Raw genomic sequence first — 2861 nt, 5'->3', positions numbered from 1 at the left:
ATACAAAGGGGATAATCTGAAGGAATCTCGTCGGATTTACATCCACTATTATTATAACATCGATCAGGCAGCTGATGATGAAAAAGACTTTGATCGAAAGCTAATCTCATTAAAGCAGGAATTAGAGTCTGGTGAACGCGTTCTACAACATGAGAAACTCTATCAGCAATTTATCACATGGAAGACAACACCTAAACGGGGAACTCAGGTGATGGTCAAGGAGGAGAGCGTGATCGAAGTTAAACGCTATTTTGGATTCTTTGCCCTGATTACCAATGAGACCATGAATGCAGTAACTGCCCTTGAACTTTATCGGAACAAAGATGTGGTCGAAAAGGCCTTCGGAAATCTCAAAGAACGGTTGAACATGCGTCGAACCCTGGTTTCTTCAGAACAAAGTCTTGATGGAAAACTGTTTGTCCAGTTTGTAGCCCTGATTTATCTCTCATATATAAAAAAGCAGATGCAGGAGAAGGATCTTGTCAAAAGATTCTCAATTCCTGGTTTATTGGATAAGCTGGATGTGATTGAATGTTTCGAACAGCCGGGAAAAGCTCTGCAGGTGGGTGAGATGGTGGAAAAACTAGAGCAGTTATATTACGATCTTGGGGTAACCCCCCCTACATCGTTATGAGGGGGCGGGAATGTAGGTTGTACAACGATGAATATCAAGGGTGAAAGTTATCGAATGAAAGACAGAAAGAGAAACGGATTGACGAAATTAAATTGATCAAACTCTCACATAATGAGATTGGATAGTTTTGCGATAACTTTAAATGGACTGGGGAATAAATAATGCCTGAGTTGGGGATTTTTACACCGCCGTTGACAGATGCATTGTTAATCACTTTCATATGCAAAATTTTATTCAATTCAACAAGAAAATCGTGAAATATTTATTCTTGCTATAATGAATCTTAACCAAAAACCTGAAACCTGGGATGATAGAATCTAAAAAAATTTTCCCGATTTTTTATATACTGCAACTTAAATTTATCCCTTTAAAACGTCTGTATTTGAAAATTCCCGATCCAAAAAGTACTGAGGATATATCCCGATATGCCTTTAATCTTGGACCCCATCTTCAGCAGCAACGAGTGGAGGTTTCTATCTTTCAGACATGAAATTATTAAAGTCAAAAAGAACATGATATTATCATGAAATTTCCAATTACCATATATCAGGATGAGGATAATTGGTATGTAGTCGCTTGCCCCATAATTCCTGGTTGCATGAGTCAGGGGATGACCGAAGAAGAAGCTCTTTTGAATATTCAGGAAGCTATTGAATTATGTATAGATGTTAGAAAAGAGCAAGGACTGCCAATTACGATTCAAATGACTGATGTAGAAATTCCCATCCATGCCTAAATTACCTGTTGTGAGTGGAAAGGAGGCTGTTAATGTATTTATTAAAGTGGGTTGGCAGATTTCCCGACAACGGGGTAGTCATGTTATCCTTACAAAAGACGGAGCAATTTATACTATATCAGTCCCACTTCACAAAACTTTAGGTCCTGGTCTTTTACGAGATCTGATTCGTATCGCAGATATCACCGTTGATGAATTCATAATGTTACTGTAAATTTCCTATGAAAATCAGGATCAAGTCAACCTATTTGATCCCGTTTTCATAGGAAATTAATGTTCTAGGGGCAAGTTCGTCATGGTTAAGAACTGTTACGAGCGTCCTTCTTTTATCATGCCACAAATGAATATGACTTCTGGATTGTCTTTTAATGATAAATTCAGCTCGATTAAGCGCTTTCAATACTTTATGCGATGAGAGGACTGGAAGACTTGTTATTTGGAACATTTACTTTAATTACCTCAAATTCACGGTCTTTTTTAAGCATATCAAGAAGAACTGCATAGTGCTCTTTAAGTCCTATTTTTAATCTTGATATTGCTTCTTCTTTTATTTTTCCCTGATCTGCAACATCTGTTGCTAGATCAACAGCGATAAACCATTCACCGTCTCGATAAACCTGGACAAGGGTATCCATACTTATAAATTATCTTTTCTCATAGAGAGGGTTTAACTGAAAAAGAATGAATATGCAGAAATTCATGATATTTTGTAAAGGAAAATTAAAGAAAATTACATTGTATATTTATGGGAATATAGGTATAATATTGTGCTGTAAGATAATAATTTTTATACTCTAAAGTAGACTACTTTAAAGTATGTTTATTTATCGAAAATCTGAATTATCAGCTCTCATTCGAAGATTCCATAGTAAAAAGGCCGAACTGCTCATATTATATGGCCGGAGGAGAGTTGGAAAAAGTGAACTTATTGACCAGGTTATTAGTCAGGTTGGGGGAATACGACTCCTCGCAAGAGAAGAATCAAGACACTTGCAATTAAAACGAATTTCATCTGAATTAGCCGTATTCTTTAAGGACGATTATCTGCTTCATGCTCCATTTCCGGACTGGGATGCATTTTTTGTATATCTTATGCAACATGGAGATATACGAACAGTTATCGCAATCGATGAATTTCCATATCTAGTCCAGGAAGAGCCATCACTTCCTTCTCTCCTTCAATATTACTGGGATACCGGTCTTTCCAAAAAAAACCTCTATCTCATTCTCTCTGGATCGAGCATAGGATTAGTGGAATCACAACTTATGCAGTATAAAAGTCCGTTATATGGTCGGAGGACAGGTCAGATCTTACTCAGACCCTTCCGGTTTATTGATTACTATTCTTATGTAAATAATCTTCACAAGGCAATTGTCTTGTATGGTATTTTTGGAGGAACTCCGCCCTACTGTCTTATCGAGGAACCATTTATTGATCTTGAAGAAATAGTATGCCAGAAACTCCTTATGGAGGATGCTTTTCTTTTTCGT

Annotated in this window: 6 protein-coding genes; 4 read left to right on the top strand and 2 right to left on the bottom strand. The window is 36.9% G+C overall.

All coding sequences use genetic code 11. From position 1 onward, the window contains the following. The 3 genes from DLD82_RS18055 to DLD82_RS18040 form a co-directional block, all read left to right on the top strand. A partial coding sequence (locus tag DLD82_RS18055) for an IS1634 family transposase (RefSeq protein ID WP_455324069.1) occupies positions 1 to 634 on the top strand: 634 nt, incomplete at its 5' end. Between the two features lie 523 nt (positions 635 to 1157). Beyond that, positions 1158 to 1370, top strand: a complete 213-nt coding sequence (locus DLD82_RS18045; RefSeq protein ID WP_109942520.1) for a type II toxin-antitoxin system HicB family antitoxin — start codon at positions 1158 to 1160, stop codon at positions 1368 to 1370. Beyond that, positions 1363 to 1584, top strand: a complete 222-nt coding sequence (locus DLD82_RS18040; protein ID WP_109942519.1) for a type II toxin-antitoxin system HicA family toxin — start codon at positions 1363 to 1365, stop codon at positions 1582 to 1584. The genes DLD82_RS18045 and DLD82_RS18040 overlap by 8 nt, the downstream gene beginning before the upstream one ends. A 30-nt stretch (positions 1585 to 1614) precedes the next feature. Here the strand turns inward: DLD82_RS18040 and DLD82_RS18035 are convergent, their stop codons facing one another. Further along, on the bottom strand, positions 1615 to 1815 hold the full coding sequence (locus DLD82_RS18035; RefSeq protein ID WP_109942518.1) for a type II toxin-antitoxin system HicA family toxin: 201 nt from the start codon (positions 1813 to 1815) through the stop codon (positions 1615 to 1617). Next, entirely contained in the window at positions 1775 to 2005 is a 231-nt protein-coding gene (locus DLD82_RS18030) for a hypothetical protein (RefSeq protein WP_109942517.1), read from the bottom strand. The genes DLD82_RS18035 and DLD82_RS18030 overlap by 41 nt, the downstream gene beginning before the upstream one ends. 181 nt (positions 2006 to 2186) lie before the next feature. Between DLD82_RS18030 and DLD82_RS18025 the strand changes: the two genes are divergently transcribed. Then, the coding region (locus tag DLD82_RS18025) for an AAA family ATPase (protein WP_146199861.1) at positions 2187 to 2861 on the top strand (675 nt) is incomplete at its 3' end.

This window comes from Methanospirillum stamsii (assembly GCF_003173335.1).
GTDB classification, from domain to species: Archaea; Halobacteriota; Methanomicrobia; order Methanomicrobiales; family Methanospirillaceae; genus Methanospirillum; species Methanospirillum stamsii.
The sequence above is the reverse complement of the archived record's forward strand: the minus strand, read 5'-3'. Positions and strand labels throughout refer to the sequence as shown.

Excerpts from the sequence above, each read along its gene's own strand:
- DLD82_RS18045 (WP_109942520.1), top strand. The coding sequence starts at position 1,158 with ATGAAATTTCCAATTACCATATATCAGGATGAGGATAATTGGTATGTA.
- DLD82_RS18040 (WP_109942519.1), top strand. The coding sequence starts at position 1,363 with ATGCCTAAATTACCTGTTGTGAGTGGAAAGGAGGCTGTTAATGTATTT.
- DLD82_RS18035 (WP_109942518.1), bottom strand. The coding sequence starts at position 1,815 with ATGTTCCAAATAACAAGTCTTCCAGTCCTCTCATCGCATAAAGTATTG.
- DLD82_RS18030 (WP_109942517.1), bottom strand. The coding sequence starts at position 2,005 with ATGGATACCCTTGTCCAGGTTTATCGAGACGGTGAATGGTTTATCGCT.